Raw genomic sequence first — 15,258 nt, 5'->3', positions numbered from 1 at the left:
TATAGGATAACAAAAGGGGCTTCATGTGTCATAGAGGGCATGTGAAGCCTTTTTCTATAGATATGCTCCAACTCCTCATACCGATACTTCAACCTTGATTTCGGTCACTTCATTATTTTATGTCGGGCAGGCAAACGCTTACCTTTTATTTTTGTAACTATTATATTAAATAAATGAAGTGATGTTTAAAGCGATTGTCCATTTTTCTATTCAGAAGAAACTATTCGTTGGGTTGACAACCTTGTTTCTGCTTCTGGGAGGAATCTATGCCATGATGACTTTACCGATAGATGCCGTACCGGATATAACGAACAATCAAGTGCAAATCGTGACGGTATCGCCAACCTTGGCCCCGCAAGAGGTAGAGCAATTGATCACCATGCCTATCGAGATAGCGATGAGTAATATCATGAACGTGGAAGAGATCCGCTCCGTTTCCCGCTTTGGCCTGTCATTGGTAACGGTCGTATTTAAGGAAAGCGTGCCTACCTTAGATGCCCGCCAACTTATAAACGAGCAGATACAAACCGTGGCGGGAGAAATCCCCACGGAACTGGGTACGCCGGAGCTGATGCCTATCACGACCGGCTTGGGCGAGATTTATCAATATGTATTGAGCGTGGAGCCCGGTTATGAGGAGAAATACGACGCCATGGAACTCCGTACCATTCAGGACTGGATCGTGAAACGGCAACTGAGCGGTATACCGGGTATCGTGGAGATCAATAGCTTTGGCGGCTATCTGAAACAGTATGAGGTGGCGGTAGATCCGGATGCCCTTTATTCCTTGAATATTACGATCGGCGAGGTGTTCGAGGCACTCAACCGGAATAACCAGAATACAGGGGGCAGTTATATCGAGAAAATCAATAAGGCTTACTACATCCGTAGCGAGGGAATGATCGGCAAGATAAAGGACATCGAGCGCATTGTGATCACGAACCGTGGAGGGATACCGATTCATATAAGCGATGTCGGTTCGGTTCGCTTTGGTTCCGCCAAGCGTTTTGGCGCCATGACAAAGGATGGCGAGGGAGAGTGCGTGGGCGGTATCGCCATGATGTTGAAGGGTGCGAACGCCAATGTCGTGACCAAGGAACTGGAGGCACGGGTCGAAAGGGTACAGAAAATGTTGCCGGAAGGTGTTCGTGTAGAACCTTATTTGAATCGTTCCGAATTGGTAGACCGAAATATATCCACCGTGATCCGTAACTTGATAGAGGGAGCGTTGATCGTCTTTATCGTATTGATCATCTTCTTGGGGAATGTGCGGGCCGGCTTGATCGTGGCTTCCGTGATCCCGTTGGCGATGCTTTTCGCTTTTATCTTGATGCGTGTTTTCGGGGTCTCCGCCAACCTGATGAGTTTGGGGGCCATCGATTTCGGTATCGTGGTCGATGGATCGATCGTTATATTGGAGGGGATATTGGCGCATATCTATTCGAGGCGGTTGATGGGGCGTACGCTCTCTGCCGAGGAGATGGACCGGGAGGTCGAGGCCGGAGCCGGTCATGTCGCCCGGAGCGCTACCTTTGCCGTATTGATCATTTTGATCGTCTTCTTCCCGCTACTTACGCTGACCGGGATAGAGGGCAAGTATTTTACCCCCATGGCGAAGACCTTGGTATTTTGTATTATCGGAGCTTTGATCCTTTCGCTCACCTACGTGCCGATGATGGCCTCCCTGTTCCTAAAGCGTACGATCTCTTCGAAGCCTACATTCGCCGATCGTTTCTTCGGGAAATTAAACGGGGTTTACAGGCGTACGCTTCATTTCTGCTTGCGTCATATCTGGGGAACGATCGCTTGTTCTTTCGCGGCTCTGGCTGTGTCCCTTTTCTTATTCACGAGGTTAGGGGCGGAGTTTATCCCTACGCTGGATGAGGGGGATTTCGCCATGCAGATGACGCTTCCCGCCGGTAGTTCCCTGACGCATAGTATCGAGCTATCGAAGCAAGCGGAAGAGACCTTGATGAAGAATTTCCCGGAGATCAAGCATGTGGTAGCCAAGATCGGAACGGCCGAGGTTCCGACCGACCCGATGGCGGTGGAAGACGCGGATATCATGATCGTGATGAAACCTTTCAAGGAATGGACCTCGGCCTCCAGCCGTGCGGAGATGGTGGAGAAGATGAAGGCCTCCTTGGAACCGATTACGGGGGCGGAGTTTAATTTCAGCCAGCCGATCCAGCTTCGCTTCAATGAATTGATGACGGGAGCCAAGGCGGATATCGCGATCAAGCTATATGGAGAGGATATGGCGGAGCTTTATAAGAAGGCGAAGGAAGCCTCTCTTTTCGTGGAGCAAGTACCGGGAGCCGCCGATGTGATCGTGGAGCAGGCGATGGGGCTACCGCAATTGGTCGTACACTACGATCGTGCCAAGATCGCCCGTTACGGGATGAATATAGAGGAGTTGAACACGATCATCCGTACGGCTTATGCGGGAGAGGCGGCGGGTGTCGTTTTCGAGAATGAGCGACGTTTCGACTTGGTGCTTCGTCTGGATAACGATAAAGTGGCGGATCTGAATTTGGATAAGCTCTTTGTACGGACTGCCGAGGGAATCCAGATCCCGGTTAGCGAGGTCGCTACGATCGAGCTGGTCAACGGGCCTCTACAGATTAACCGGGATGCCACGAAACGCCGTATCGTGATCGGGGTGAATGTCCGTGACGCTGATATCCAGAAAGTCGTGCGTACTATCCAAGAAACCCTTGACAAGCATATCAAGCTGGAACCGGGATACTACTTTGAGTATGGCGGCCAGTTCGAGAACTTGCAGAATGCGATCGATACGCTTACGATCGTGATACCGGTCGCCTTGTCATTGATCTTATTGCTATTGTTCTTTGCCTTTAAGAGTGTTACCTACTCGCTGGTGGTATTTTCTACCGTCCCGTTATCCTTGATCGGGGGTATTCTGGCCCTTTGGTTACGAGGGTTGCCTTTCAGTATATCGGCGGGGGTCGGCTTTATCGCCTTGTTTGGCGTAGCGGTTTTGAATGGTATATTAATGATTAATCATTTTAATAACTTACGAAAACAAACTAAATATCAAATGACAACGAATCGTATCCTCGCGAAAGGATGTCCGCATCTACTTCGCCCCGTATTCTTGACCGGCTTGGTAGCTTCTCTAGGATTCGTGCCGATGGCGATAGCGAAGTCCGCGGGCGCGGAGGTGCAACGTCCGTTAGCGACGGTCGTGATCGGAGGCTTGATTGTCTCCACGATCTTGACGTTGATTATTATCCCGGTATTTTATCGGTTGGTAAATAGCTCGGCCGCTTGGAAGCGCCAACGCTGGTTGAAGCGCCTATTGCCGTTTCTTCTTTTTTTAGGTATCTTATTCCCCACGCATGCCCAACAGACGGTGTCGTTGGAAGAAGCCGTGACGATCGCCTTGGAGAATCATCCTCGCCTGAAGACTGCCATGGCATCCATTGAACGTAGTCGTGCTTCACGGGGAGAGAGCTGGGAGGTGTCACCGACCACCTTTAATTATTCATGGGGGCAGATCAACGGTGAGACACGAAACGACAATCAGATGGAGATCACGCAATCCTTAGGCTCTCTATTGACCCCATTTTATAAGAACGCCTTGGTGAACCGTCAAGTCACCACGGGAGAATATTACCGGGACTTGGTGAAGAAGGAGATTACGGCCGAGGTAAAACGGGCATGGGCTTATTATCAATATGCCTTTCATCTATGTGCCTTGTATAAAGAGCAGATCGAGTGGGCCGGACGTTTGCGAAAGGCAAGTCAGTTGCGTTATGAGCAAGGGGATATCACGCTATTGGAGCGGAATATGTCATCTACCTTGGTAGCCGATCTGCAAACCCGTTTGTCGCAGGCGGAAGAGGAGTTGCAATTGGCTACCCGTCGTTTCTCTTGGACTTGTTATTCGGATTCCCCATTACTGCCTATGGATACGACATTGGTTTTATTCCCCGCTCGCGTAGCCGAGATCGCTCCGTCCGATATCCATCTGAATTATTTCCGGAGCGTGGCCGATGAGAAGAAAGCCATGCTTCGTATCGAACGAAGCCGTTTCTTCCCGGAACTATCGGTAGGATATGTGCGTCAGAAAATAGCCCCGTTGAGCGGTCTGGACTCTTGGATGGTCGGGATCTCGTTCCCGGTATTGTTCTTCCCGCAGCATAGCCGGGTAAGGCAAGCGAAGATCGATTCCTATATCGCCCGTACGGAAGCGGAGAGTAACATCCGTCAATTGAACAATAAGGTGGAGGAGTTGAGCGTCGCGCTTCGTAAGGAAGGAGAGCATATCCGCTATTATACGACCGGCGCTTTACCGGAAGCGGAGGCTTTGTTGAAGAGCGCGACGGTACAGTTCAAAGAGAACGAGACAGATATCACGCAGTTTGTTCAAAGCCTGAACGCCGCCCGGGAGATCCGGCGGGGATATATCGAGGCCGTATATGCCTATAATATATCGGCGCTTGAGTTGGAGTTGTATAGTAGATAACCAGAAAAATAGTATAAGATGAAAAAGATATGGATTCCTGCGGCTCTTATGGCATTGGCCGCATGCAGTATGACAAACAACGCGGAGAAAGGACAGGGCGATTCGCAAGACATAACTGCCCGGCCCGCTATTACTCAAGTAGCGGAAAGCGTACCGTCCGAACCATCCGTGGATAGCGTAGAGGTGGATGGGATTTCCTCGGCAACGGCCCTTCCGAATCACTCCTCTTTCAACGGGATCATGGTAGTTCCCCCGCAGCGGCAGGCTACGGTTACGTTGACGATGGGAGGCACGGTTCATGCTACTACGCTGCTTCCGGGCGATTATGTGAAGAAGGGCTCGGTGATCGTCAGCTTGGAGAATCCGGATTTTATCACGTTGCAACAGACCTATTTGGATGCCCATGCCCAAACGGAATACTTAGAGGCTGAGTATAAAAGGCAACAGCGTTTGAGTGAGCAAGAAGCGGCCTCGCAAAAACGTTTCCAGCAAAGCAAGGCGGATTATCTTTCCATGAAGAGCCGTCAAGATGCCGCCGCCGCGCAACTTGCTATCCTAGGTGTCTCCGCCGGCGATCTTCTGGAAGACGGTATCCAACCTTATTTGGAGGTAAAAGCGCCACTGAGCGGTTATGTCGCCGGGCTGTCCATTAATCTCGGTAAATACGTGAACGCGGGCGAACCGATCTGTGATGTGATCGATAAAGGCGAGACTCTTCTTTGCCTGACCGCTTATGAGAAGGATTTAGCGGACTTATCCATTGGGAACCAAGTGCAGTTCCGGGTGAATGGAATGGGGAAGGAGACCTTCCATGCGGTCTTGATCTCGATCGGACAGGAGGTGGACGAGACGAGCCGTTCCTTGGAAATGTACGCTCGGGTAAAAGAGACAAATCCTCGTTTTCGTCCCGGTATGTATGTTTCCGCACGGGTAGAGAAGAAATGACTATCTTTGCCTTCATGAAGAAAATGAATATAAAGAATAAATATGTGTTCTCGTTGGTCATCATATCGATCATGGTGGCCTTCTTGATCCATTTCCCGGAATTGGTGTCGTTGTTTGACGTTACCGGGCAGAACGCTCTTTTCCCGGATATGTCGGTATTGGATGTAGCGAATGAGGTCTTTCTCACCTTCGTGTCCCTCTTACTGTTATTTGCGATGAACACGTATGTCTTTGGTTTCAATCGGCAGAAAGCGCGTATCTCTTGGCAGAAGGTCCTTCTCTCGTTCGTAATGACTTGGTGCGTGAATAATTTATTAGGAAAAGGTTTCGTGTTCTTGCACCATCAGTTTGATATTCCGGCGATCGACGCCTTGGTACATCATTATCTGCATCCGTTGAGGGATTTTATCATGTCGTGTGTCGTTACGGGGAGTTGCTATATGATTTACCTGATTCGTCAAAGCCAGCAAGTACAGGTCGAGAACCAGCAATTGCGGGCGGAGAATCTATTGAACCAATATGAGGCGTTGAAGAGTCAGCTTAATCCTCATATGTTATTTAATTCCTTAAATACGCTCCGTTCCTTGATCCGGGAGACTCCCGGGAAGGCACAAGAATATTTGCAGGAGTTATCCCGTGTCTTACGTTATACCTTGCAAGAGAATGAGTGCCGTAGTGTTACTTTACGGGAGGAGATGGATTTCGTGAACGCTTATATCTTCCTTTTGAAAATGCGCTATGAGGATAATCTAGTCTTCGATATAGACTTAGGGAAGGAGCACGAGTCTAAGCAACTGCCTCCTATGTCGGTGCAGCTTTTGATCGAGAACGCCGTGAAGCATAACGAGATCAGCAACCGCCATTCATTGACCATATCCGTTCGTTCAGACCATGATTCCTTGACGGTTAGCAATCCCATCCAACCGAAATTGACACATAGCGGAGGCACCGGTATTGGCTTGGTGAACCTGAGTAAACGTTATAACCTCTTGTATAAGAAAGATATTTCCATAAAAGAAGATGCTAGTATATTCAGCGTAACAATCCCTTTGGTATGAAAGCTTTGATAATAGAAGACGAGAAAGCGGCTGTCCGTAATTTGATGGCATTGCTGGGAGAGGTTGATCCGGATATCGAGGTGATCGATGTCCTAGATAGTATTACGGATAGTGTTGAATGGTTTCAATCGCATCCAATGCCGGAACTTATCTTTCTGGATATCCATTTGGCGGATGGTTCGGCTTTCGAGATCTTCGGTCATGTAGATATCTCTTGCCCGATCATTTTCACGACAGCCTATGATGAATATGCGCTGAAAGCGTTTAAAGTGAATAGCGTAGATTATCTGCTGAAACCGATCGACGCGGATGATATACGGAAAGCTTTGGATAAGTTGTCACGGTTACAATCGACGGCTGTGGAGAAAGAAGCGATCGATTATTCCGCTGTCATGCAAGCCTTGAAGCGGGTGGAAGGATATAAAACGCATTTCTTGATCCCTGTGAAAGGGGATAAGCTGCTACCTGTTTCCGTGGATATGATCTTATTTTTCTATATAGCGGACGGAAATGTAAAGGCGGTGATGACGGACGGGAAGGAATACCTTTTCACGCAGACCTTGGATGAGCTCGCCGATAGCCTTGATCCCGCCTTGTTCTTCCGGATCAATCGTCAATACTTGATATCCAGAAAGGCGGTGCAAGATATCGATCTCTGGTTTAACGGACGCCTTGCGATCAATTTGATCGTACCGACCTTGGACCGTATATTGGTTAGCAAGGCGAGAGTGCCGGATTTCAAGACGTGGTTTACGTCATGATGGATTATCAAGAGGGTTGTAGGGATGGAGTACGATGAACCGGGCTCCATGCTTATACGTCGGGTCTAATTGAATGGAGCCACCTAAATGCTCGATAATTGTTTGGCTGATGGATAACCCTAAGCCTGTACCCTGCGCGTATTCATCTACCTTTTCGAAACGCTCGAATATGGCTTTCTGCTTATCCTCCGGTATTCCACATCCGGTATCGGTTACGGTGATACGTACATGCTGCTTGTCCTCATCTATTTGATAAGATAGGTTGATCTCTCCTTCTTTCGTGAACTTGCAGGCATTGGTCAATAAGTTTATCAATAATTGTTGGAGACGTATCGAATCTGTCTGGATATGTAAGGGGTCTTCAGAAGGTGTATAGGTCAATTGAACACCCGGAAAGACCCGGTGCTCTACACTTGCTAAAGCGTTCCGGCAACAATCCGATAAGTTTGTCTTCTCTATAATGAACTTCATATTCCCGGATTCTAGGCGAGAAAGGTCAAGAATGTCATTTATCAGATTAAGTAATAAATAAGAGTTATTGTTGATAATGGAGAAAAACTCTTTCTTTTCGCCAGCGGAAATAGATTCATCGGATATTAATTCCGAAAAGCCGACAATCGCGTTAAGCGGCGTACGGATCTCATGGCTGATATTGGCGATAAACGTGCTTTTCATCTGGTTGGCGTGTTCCGCTATCTCTTTGGCTGTACGAAGTTGACGCTCGGACTCTACTAAGGCTTCCTTGTCTTCCATAAGTTCTCGTTGGTAGCGGCGTGCGGAGCGATAGGACTTGTATACGATGTATAGCATCACTAAAAGAACGATCGATACTACGAGTAGAATAATCATTAACAACCTTTGGGTATGCAGTTGTTGTTCACGTAGCTGTAGCTCGTATGCCTGCATCTCTTGATTGTTTAGATCATGTAATGTCCGGAGCTGATTGATCTGCCGGTTGAAGGCCTCGTCATGCAACATCTTGGTATGTTCTACAACTTCTCTACTAAATGCGAGCGCTTCTTTATAACGTCCCAATGCTTCGAGTATCTCGACTTTCAGCTCCGAGGTTCGTATATCTTCTTCTGTTAATTTATTTGTGTCTATGATATTCAGCGCCTTTCCATACTTACCTATTAAATAGTAATACTTGGCGAAAACGAAGTTGTAGCAGAATTCCGTATAATCATCTCCGGTTTTCTCTACGATCGGTGTCGCCTTCAACAAGGTCTCCAATGCTTTCTTGGGCTTGTCTTGAAGGACATACATATCCGCATAAAAAACATACATTAGCGCACGGCAACGATCCACGGGGAATGCGGTGCCTTGTTCTTCATTCTCTCTTTCCCTATCTTGGATCATTTCATCGTAACGGGTTAATAATTCCTCGGCCTCGGTGAAATGATCGGTTCGTAGATAAGATTCGATGAGGTTTCCCATGTATTGCATCTCGAATTTCGGATTGTCACCTCGTTTCTGTAATAAATCGAGACCTTCCCGATAAGCTACTATCGCGTCACTATCCCGATGTATTTCTTGATAGATTAAACCTAAGTTCTCATTGCAACAAATCAATCCATATTCACTCTTTGTATCACGGGCATAGTTGTATAGGCTGATCGCCCCGTTCATCGCTAACTCATAATTGCCGTCCCATAGATCCATTTGGCAAATGAATCCTCGCGCATCGAATAATGCGTCCGGAACCTCATTCTTGGCCGCGGCCAATGAATCTATCTTATGCGACCAGTAAATCAGGCTATCCCTGTTTTGTATATTGTAATAATGGCGGGATAAATTGGCCCATGCGTAATATAAGGAAGCATGACCTTTCGAAGTGGAGCTTGCCACATCTGCCATTTTGTTTAGGTAAACAATCTCCTTGGGCATTTGCCTGTACATTGTCGCTAAATCCTTATATAACTCGATCTGTTCATTTATGGCTGGCGAGGACTTTAATAGGGATAAAAGGCTGTCTTCCCTTTGTTGGGTAGTATAGGTGTTTTCCCCTAAAGAAAACATTGGGATCATTAAATAGATAAATAATACTAAATAGGTATTTCTCATGATATTGTATGATGTTCAATACAAAAATACATTTTAATATTAAATATCAAGCGTATGTTATGGAATTTTAGAGGTCTGCCTTATAGTTTCTTTTTCAAAGTGAAGAAAAAAGTAACCCCTTTTCCCGGACTGCTCTTCGCCGATATTTGTCCTTTATGAAAATTAACCCCGTTTTTAACGATGGATAATCCTAATCCGGTTCCTCCGATCTTACGACTGCGTCCCTTGTCTACCCGGTAGAAGCGCTCGAATATGCGATTGATATGTTCTTCCGGGATACCCACTCCATTATCGGAGAAGCTAAAGTAATAATATTTAGGATCTTCTTTATAGCAGTTGACGGTAATCCTTATGTTTTCTCCCGCATAAGCGATCGCATTGTCATATAGATTCCGGAATATGGAATAGAGTAGGGAGTTATTCCCGAACACGGTCGGATCTCCCGGGAGGATAATTTCCGACGTGATGTGTTTTTCTTCCATATCTTGGGAGCATTCTTTTTGTATCTCGGCGATAAGCTTCGTGATATTTACTTCCGTGAGGTCGAACATCTCGGATGCCTCGTCAAGTCTGTTTAATACGGAAATATCTCGTAATAATCCTGTAAGGCGGGTACTTTGGGAATAACAGCGTTCCAAGAAAAATTGACGTTTGTCCGAACTCAAATCTGGGTTGGATAGGATTGTTTCCAAATACCCTTGAATGCTGCTGACCGGTGTTTTCAGCTCGTGAGAGACGTTCTGCGTAAGCTGTCGTTTCATCCGGCTTTCTTCTTCTTGACGGGATATATCATTAATAGAGATCTCATAACTATTATCGAGGAATAAAATACATTCGATCAAGAATATTTTACCGTTCTTGTCAATAGTCACGGACTCTCTTAATACTTTCTTTTTCCGATTCAGATTCCGGATATTCTTATTCAAGAAGGTACGGATTGGTTCTAATTCGGCTATATCAGTAACGTCTTCCACTTGGTGGATCTGGGTGTCGGATATGACATTTATGAATTGAATGAATAGGATGTTAGAAAGAATCTCCCGCCCTTCACTTGTAAACATAGCGAAGCCTTCCTTGGAATATTGGAAATGTTTGATAAGCTTTTCCCGTTCCATGGATAACTCGTTTTTCGCTTTCTGTTGCCGATGGTATAAGGTTACGATATTCTGTGAGATATCACCTAGCTCATCATTCGGGAAAACATAATCGACCGCAGGCATTCGATCTTTCTCTACGTTTAAGGCGAAATCCCTTAGTTTGGATATCGTTTTACCTATGCTGAAAGTAAAACGGGAAAGGACAAAGAAGAAAATCAAGGTCATCAATGCCATGAAATAAATGAAGTCCTTGTTTACCGTCAATATCCCTCTTACATATGGATCATAGGGCAGGGCTGAGCGGTAAATATAACCTCCTATATTTGATGCCGAATAGAAATACCTTTTTCCCGTAGATTCCGAGGAACGGATAGCGAACCCTTCATTATATAATCGGGCTTTGCGTACCTCGCTCCGGTCGTTATGGTTATTAAACTCGTCCGTCCCGCTATTATCAAACAATACGTCGCCGGATGGATCTATAATGGTTACCCGCAAATCCTTTTGAGGGATATCGTCCATGAAACTTATTACGGTCTTGTTGATGTCCGTACTTTGTTGGCATTTGCGGAATAATTGGTAATTATAGTTACTCAACACATTGTTCAACTTTTCTTGCGCGAACTCCCTTTCCCGCTGATATTGGAATAGCAGGAAACAGACCGTAAAGCCCAAGAACATAAAAAAGACCGACCAGAAAAGCCGTTGGCTAAACGGTATCCGGTGTCTTTTCTCACCATCTATCTTTACCATGATTCACGACAATATTAGCATTCAAAACAATAACCGAAACCTAAGCGAGTTACGATGTTCTTTCCATAAGGACCTATTTTCTTACGTAACCGGGTGATGTTGACATCGATGGTACGGTCTAGAACATATACCTCGTCTTTCCAGATGCGAGATAGTATTTCCTCTCTGGAGAAGACGTTCCCTTTATTTTCCAATAGAAGTTTTAGTATCTCAAACTCTTTTTTGGTCAATGGAACTTCCACCCCGTCTACCGTAGCCTTGATGCGTTTCGTATCAAGAGCTAATGTCTCATACTCGAGTTTCTCAATCTCTTTTTCTTTTGATTTCTCGGAAGTTCTTCTTAGTACGGCCTTAACACGCGCTATCACTTGGCGGATGGAGAAAGGCTTGGAGATATAGTCATCCGCCCCGAGATTGAACCCTGTGAGCATATCGTTCTCCGTATCTTTGGCCGTGAGGAAGATGATAGGGGTATTGGCCGTCTTCTCATCTTGTCGCAGGATACGTGCCATCTTGAAACCGGAGATTTCTCCCATCATGACATCCAACAATAATAAATTGTAAACGGTCAGATCCTTTTTTAATGCCTCTTCCGCACTATAGGCGGTATCTACTTCATAACCTTCTATTTCTAAGTTGAATTTAAGGATCTCACACAAATCCTCTTCATCATCCACTACAAGAATACGAGTTGTTGCCATAAGCTGTTCTGTTTTTAAAAGAGTGCCTTACGGCTCTCCATATACAAATATAATTATTTTTGGCAAAGAACGGATATTCTTATTTCGGAGAAATGAAATATATGTTACATTGCTGTTAAGATCGCTCATATAACATTTCTGCCGCAGGATATGTGTTAGTATAATAGATCATTAGGGATGCTACTTCCTATAATAATTATAATCCGTGACAAAACCTTCGCAAAGCCAGTTGGCCAAGGCTTGCCGATTGTTGCTGAGGATGATCCGTTGTTGGTCGTATTGGTTTTGTATGTTGCCCAATTCGACGAATACGGAGGTCGGGGTCGTGTGACGTAATACATATAAGTTACGATCGTCTACCGTGCCCGAGAATCCCCGGCCCGGCTGGTGGCGGTTGTATTTGCGCGAGAAAGTGGATTTCATCGTTTTAGCCAAGCGCTTGCTCGCTTGATCCTTGGGCTTATGATAGAAAAAGACATCGGTCCTTTGATGCCGGCTCCGGCTGTCCACATGGATGAATATCGCTCTCTTATAAGTTTCTTTATCTTTCCGGCTCAAGCTGTTTATCTTGGCGCAACGCTGATCCAGACGGCTTACTTGGCTGAGGGGGATCGGACTACCCATACAAGTTTCCCGTTTGCTGTTATTGAGAAATTGCTGGTCACGTATTCCGTCCTTTGCGTCTTGGATGATAATATGTACCTTTGCGCCTCGCGTTAAAAGATTGCGTGCCAGACGTAGCATGATGTCGTAAGCGTATTCATCCTCATGCAATTCATGGGAGCCCATTTTACCGATCGCTCCGGGGTCCGGACCGCCATGACCGCTGACCAGATAAAAGCAAGCTCCCTTTAAATCGGAAGAGGTTACTTTGTAACTGGCTAGCGACTTGCCGAATAGGGGCTGATAATTCTTCTTCTGAGGGGCGGAGGCGAGCGGAGGCAAGGTATATTTTACGCCCATGCGCAGAGTGTTATTTTTACCCAACTTCCCTTTATTAAGCTCGATAAACTCTTTCTGATACGTCCCGCCGGTACGGTTGAAGCGTTTGAGAAAAAGAGTGATGCCCTCTCCGTTTTTCGGATACGCCTTTTCTTGGGCAGTCAAGGAACCTGTATATACGAGAGCGATAATAAAGAAGAAAATACGGATACTATGTTTCACAGACATCTTAAAAATTGATTCTACGCCGTAAAGATAATTAAATCAACCTATAGTCAAAAACGATAATTTATAAAAAGAATCAATCAACCCATAAATGAGAGGGAGGATATCCTATTATAAATTTCTTTGGTTAATTGAATATCATAGGATGCGTCATGCAATTTAGCGGAATCTATTTGTATGCCTAAAGCCCTTGCCACTGTTTCCTGCTTGAAATCTGTCATCTCATGCCGTTTGCGCATCAAATGCTGGGTAGACAATACCATTACGTCGATCGAGTTCACCCAGAACCATGAGTAGAAATAATTATCTCCGTTCTGTACGAAGAAGGCTTTCAAGAAGTGATTATCGAAAGAGGCGTTGTTGTATCCTACGAGAAAGAACTTGTCTTTTTTATCAAACTTGTCCACGTATTTGGACAGCATGTTCACGAATTTAACGTACACCTCTCGCATGGGAGGATAAGCTTGTATCTGTTCCTTGGACACGTTGCAAATGCGAAGCGCTTCTTCCTCTATCTCACATTGGGGATGTGGGCAGACATTGAAATTAAAAGATTCCTTCGTAACCCCATCAATTACGATCTCCCCACTTATTTGGTGGACGCCATTTCTCCAGTATTTTATGCCGGTAGTCTCTAAATCAAAAAAAAGTAGTTTCATAAATGCTTTTTGGTATAGGATGCAAAAGTAAGTTTTTTTATTCTTAAATGAGAGGATCTATAAGGTTTTCTCCGTTTATTTTATTATCTTTGCGAAAGTTTGAGTCTAGAATCATTATCGACATAGTTCTTCTTTTTATATTATTATTAAGCGGATCTCACCTTTAATCATCAATTCTCACGCTAAGTTAGTATAAACAACGCTTCACGGAACGTGAGGCCCTAGTATAAATTAAAATCGACTGTATGGCAAAATACGCATCATTTGGTAAACGTGAAAACGAGAAAAAGAAACAAGCCCGCCGAGTAGAGAAACAGAACAGGAAAGAGGAAAGAAAATCATCCGGTAAGGCGACTAGCTTTGAGGATATGATCGCTTATGTGGATGAAAATGGGATGATCACCTCTGTCCCTCCCGAACTTCGTCAAAAAGAAGAGATAAATCAGGAAGATATCTTGATCTCGACTCCTAAGAAAGAGGATGTGGCTCCCGTTATCTTAAGGGGCAGGGTAGACTATTTTAATGAGGCAAAAGGGTTCGGGTTTATCCGTGACTTGTCGGGGACGGAAAAGTATTTCTTTCACGTGAACAATGTTGTGGATGATATCTCCGTGAACGATATCGTGACGTTCGACCTTGAACGTGGCGACAGAGGCTTAAGTGCCGTGAATGTTTGTCTTGAAAATAAATAATAATACTTACCTTTGCGGCCGAAACAATTAATAAAAAAATATAATATGTCTGTCGCAAAAGTAGATGATAATAGAAAGGTGACCACGCATCGCCTGATAGAGATGAAGCAGCGTGGCGAGAAAATATCCATGCTTACCGCCTATGATTATTCGATGGCGAAATTGATCGATCAAGCAGGAATGGATGTGATCTTGGTGGGAGACTCCGCTTCTAACGTAATGGCTGGAAACGTGACCACTTTGCCGATTACGCTCGACCAGATGATTTACCATGGTAAATCGGTCATGAAAGCGGTGAATCGTGCGCTGGTGGTGGTAGACCTGCCTTTCGGTACGTACCAAGGAAACTCTAAAGAAGCCTTGGCCTCCGCTATCCGGGTGATGAAAGAGACGCATGCCGATTGTATCAAGTTGGAAGGCGGGGCTGAGGTTCGGGAATCTATCGAACGTATCTTGTGTGCCGGTATTCCAATTATGGGACATTTAGGATTGACGCCGCAATCGATCAATAAATTCGGTACGTATACGGTACGTGCCCGTGAAGAGGCCGAGGCTAATAAACTGATCGAGGATGCCCATTTGCTAGAGGAGATAGGTTGTTTCGCCTTGGTGTTGGAGAAGATCCCGGCGGAGTTGGCGGCTCGTGTCGCTTCGGAGCTTACGATCCCGGTTATCGGCATTGGCGCCGGTGGAGGCGTAGATGGTCAAGTGTTGGTTATGCATGATATGCTCGGTATCAATCAAGGCTTTTCTCCCCGTTTCTTACGTCGCTACGCTAATTTAGGGGAGGAGATTACCCGTGCCGTACAAGCGTACATCGAGGACGTGAAATCTCAAGATTTCCCGAACGAGAAGGAGCAATATTGATT

At 45.6% G+C, this 15,258-nt stretch carries 11 protein-coding genes; 6 read left to right on the top strand and 5 right to left on the bottom strand.

The window, feature by feature from the left end:
- Nucleotides 1-181 precede the first annotated feature (181 nt).
- Genes DWX84_RS06255 through DWX84_RS06240 form a run of 4 tightly spaced genes read left to right on the top strand, consistent with a single transcriptional unit; the run spans nucleotide 182 to nucleotide 7,256 of the window.
- On the top strand, nucleotides 182-4,492 hold the full coding sequence (locus DWX84_RS06255) for a CusA/CzcA family heavy metal efflux RND transporter (protein WP_048928419.1): 4,311 nt from the start codon (nucleotides 182-184) through the stop codon (nucleotides 4,490-4,492).
- A gap of 18 nt (nucleotides 4,493-4,510) precedes the next feature.
- The gene (locus DWX84_RS06250) at nucleotides 4,511-5,437 is read left to right on the top strand and encodes an efflux RND transporter periplasmic adaptor subunit (protein WP_048928420.1); all 927 of its coding nucleotides are present in this window, start codon (nucleotides 4,511-4,513) and stop codon (nucleotides 5,435-5,437) included.
- Nucleotides 5,434-6,495, top strand: a complete 1,062-nt coding sequence (locus DWX84_RS06245; protein WP_121960730.1) for a sensor histidine kinase — start codon at nucleotides 5,434-5,436, stop codon at nucleotides 6,493-6,495. The genes DWX84_RS06250 and DWX84_RS06245 overlap by 4 nt, the downstream gene beginning before the upstream one ends.
- Entirely contained in the window at nucleotides 6,492-7,256 is a 765-nt protein-coding gene (locus DWX84_RS06240) for a LytTR family DNA-binding domain-containing protein (protein WP_048928421.1), read from the top strand. Before DWX84_RS06245 ends, DWX84_RS06240 begins: the two co-directional genes overlap by 4 nt.
- Here DWX84_RS06240 and DWX84_RS06235 read toward each other — a convergent pair.
- The 5 genes from DWX84_RS06235 to DWX84_RS06215 form a co-directional block, all read right to left on the bottom strand.
- A complete protein-coding gene (locus DWX84_RS06235; RefSeq protein ID WP_048928422.1) occupies nucleotides 7,251-9,320 on the bottom strand; it encodes a sensor histidine kinase in 2,070 nt (689 codons plus the stop codon). The genes DWX84_RS06240 and DWX84_RS06235 overlap by 6 nt on opposite strands.
- A gap of 80 nt (nucleotides 9,321-9,400) precedes the next feature.
- On the bottom strand, nucleotides 9,401-11,170 hold the full coding sequence (locus DWX84_RS06230) for an ATP-binding protein (protein WP_048928423.1): 1,770 nt from the start codon (nucleotides 11,168-11,170) through the stop codon (nucleotides 9,401-9,403).
- 14 nt (nucleotides 11,171-11,184) lie between these two features.
- Nucleotides 11,185-11,871 carry a response regulator transcription factor gene (locus DWX84_RS06225; RefSeq protein ID WP_005857410.1) on the bottom strand — a complete coding sequence of 229 codons (687 nt, stop codon included), beginning with the start codon at nucleotides 11,869-11,871 and terminating at the stop codon, nucleotides 11,185-11,187.
- 180 nt (nucleotides 11,872-12,051) lie between these two features.
- A complete protein-coding gene (locus tag DWX84_RS06220; RefSeq protein ID WP_008779768.1) occupies nucleotides 12,052-13,041 on the bottom strand; it encodes an N-acetylmuramoyl-L-alanine amidase in 990 nt (329 codons plus the stop codon).
- 77 nt (nucleotides 13,042-13,118) lie between these two features.
- Complete coding sequence (locus tag DWX84_RS06215; RefSeq protein WP_005857406.1) at nucleotides 13,119-13,697, bottom strand: 3'-5' exonuclease; 579 nt, start codon at nucleotides 13,695-13,697, stop codon at nucleotides 13,119-13,121.
- A gap of 245 nt (nucleotides 13,698-13,942) precedes the next feature.
- Between DWX84_RS06215 and DWX84_RS06210 the strand changes: the two genes are divergently transcribed.
- On the top strand, nucleotides 13,943-14,389 hold the full coding sequence (locus DWX84_RS06210) for a cold-shock protein (RefSeq protein ID WP_005857403.1): 447 nt from the start codon (nucleotides 13,943-13,945) through the stop codon (nucleotides 14,387-14,389).
- A 45-nt stretch (nucleotides 14,390-14,434) separates the two neighbouring features.
- Nucleotides 14,435-15,256: a 3-methyl-2-oxobutanoate hydroxymethyltransferase gene (gene panB, locus DWX84_RS06205; RefSeq protein WP_005857401.1), complete on the top strand. Its 822-nt coding sequence runs from the start codon at nucleotides 14,435-14,437 to the stop codon at nucleotides 15,254-15,256.
- Nucleotides 15,257-15,258: the final 2 nt, after the last annotated feature.

The sequence above is a fragment of the Parabacteroides sp. AF21-43 genome, from assembly GCF_003635435.1.
In the GTDB taxonomy this organism is placed as follows: domain Bacteria; phylum Bacteroidota; class Bacteroidia; order Bacteroidales; family Tannerellaceae; genus Parabacteroides; species Parabacteroides distasonis.
Note: the sequence above shows the minus strand (reverse complement) of the source record. Positions and strands in the feature narration are given on the sequence as shown.